Raw genomic sequence first — 1,967 nt, forward strand, 5'->3', positions numbered from 1 at the left:
GGCCGGTGGCTGCTCGTCGTGCCCGAGCACCTGGACGCGGACGCCACGCGTGTCGCCCACGACATCGAGCAAGCCCTCACCACCCACGGCGCCACGGTCTCCCGTCTCACGGTCGACGTGACGGCGACGGACCGCACCGGCCTGTCGGCACGGCTCACCACCACCGCGGCCGAAGAGCAGGAACCCCTTGTCGGAATCCTGTCCCTCCTGGGGTGGGCCGGGGGTGTACAGGCCGACTGCCCGACTGTGCCGATCGCCATCGCGACCTCACTGGCACTGGTGCAGGCCGTCGGCGACGCCGGGTTCGGTGTTCCGGTGTGGGCGGTGACGCGGGGCGCGGTGTCCGTGGTGCCCGGTGAGGTGCCGGAGACGGCGGGTGCGCAACTGTGGGCGCTCGGACGGGTTGCCGCTCTCGAAATCCCCGATCGCTGGGGTGGTCTGATCGATCTCCCGGCGGACGCTGATGCACGGTCGGTGGGTCTGGCGGTCCGGGCGCTGGCCGCCGGGATGGCGGCCGGTGAGGATCAGCTGGCGGTGCGACCCTCAGGCGCCTACGGCCGGCGCGTCGTTCAGGCAGGCCACCGGAAGCCCACGGGCGTGAAGCCGGAATGGCGTCCGCGTGGCACCGTGCTCGTCACCGGGGGAATGGGCGCCATCGGGACCCGGGTGGCCCACTGGCTGGCCCGGAACGGAGCCGAGCACCTGGTGCTGACCGGTCGCCGTGGTGCCGGGACGCCCGGCGCGGACAGGCTGGCGGAAGAGTTGCGGGCGTCCGGCGTTCAGGTCACCCTCGCAGTCTGCGATGTGTCCGATCGTGCCGCGTTGGCCGCACTGCTCGACGCACATCCGCCGACCGCCGTCTTCCACACCGCCGGTGTGCTGAACGACGGGACGGTCGACACGCTCACCCCCGGACGTCTGGACGAGGTCCTGAGCCCCAAGGCAACGGCCGCCGTTCACCTGCACGAGCTCACCGCACACCTGGACCTTGACGCATTCGTCCTCTTCGCCTCCGTCACCGGCGTATGGGGTAACGGCGGTCAGGCCGCGTACTCCATGGCCAACGCGGCTCTGGACGCGCTCGCCGAGCAGCGCCGCGCCGCCGGACTTGCGGCGACCTCCATAAGCTGGGGCCTCTGGGGTGGCGGCGGCATGGCCGAGGGCACCGGAGAGGTGAGCCTCAACCGCCGTGGCATCCGCGCGCTCGAGCCCACCACCGGCATCGAGGCGCTGCAGCGGACGCTTGACCAGGGCGCGACCTGCCGCACCGTCGTCGACGTGGACTGGTCTGAGTTCGCTCCACGCACGGCTGCGCTGCGACGCGGACGGCTTTTCACGGATCTGCCCGAGGCGCGACGTGCGCTGGGGTCGGAGAGGGCCGCGCAGGAGGGTGCCCGGACCGCCGAGCCGGCCGCCGCACTCGCCGAGCGCATCGCGTCCCTCCCGGAGCCCGAACAGCGCCGGACACTCGTCGAGTTGGTCCGAGCCGAGGCGGCTGCCGTCCTGCGGCACGACACGACGGAACTCCTGCCGCCGCGTAGGTCTTTCAAAGACGCCGGGTTCGACTCGCTGACCGCGCTGGAGCTCCGCAACCGGCTGAACACCGCGACCGGTGTCGTCCTCCCCGTCACTGTCGTCTTCGACCACCCGAACCCCGGGGCGCTGGCGGACTTCTTGTACGGCGAGGCGCTGGGCCTGTCCGCGCAGCACGTTGCCGGGAGCGACCAGGCCGACACGGCCCGGCCGGCCGTCGCCCCCGAAGAGCCGATCGCGATCGTCGGTATGGCCTGCCGTTACCCGGGCGAGGTGCACTCTCCCGAGCAGCTGTGGAAGTTGCTCCTGGACGAACGGGACGTCATCGGCCCCATGCCCACCGATCGGGGGTGGGATGTGGCGGGGTTGTTCGATCCGGAGCCTGGTGTTCCTGGGCGTACGTATGTGCGTGAGGGTGGGTTCCTGCATGACGC

Annotated in this window: 1 protein-coding gene; it reads left to right on the forward strand. The window is 71.6% G+C overall.

The annotated features are described in order from the left end of the window. Positions 1-18: 18 nt before the first annotated feature. Positions 19-1,967 (forward strand): SDR family NAD(P)-dependent oxidoreductase (locus tag ACFY5B_RS39445; RefSeq protein WP_389980079.1); only part of this gene is annotated, 1,949 nt, incomplete at its 3' end.

The organism is Streptomyces sp. NPDC013187, assembly GCF_042899705.1.
Lineage (GTDB): Bacteria > Actinomycetota > Actinomycetes > Streptomycetales > Streptomycetaceae > Streptomyces > Streptomyces hawaiiensis_A.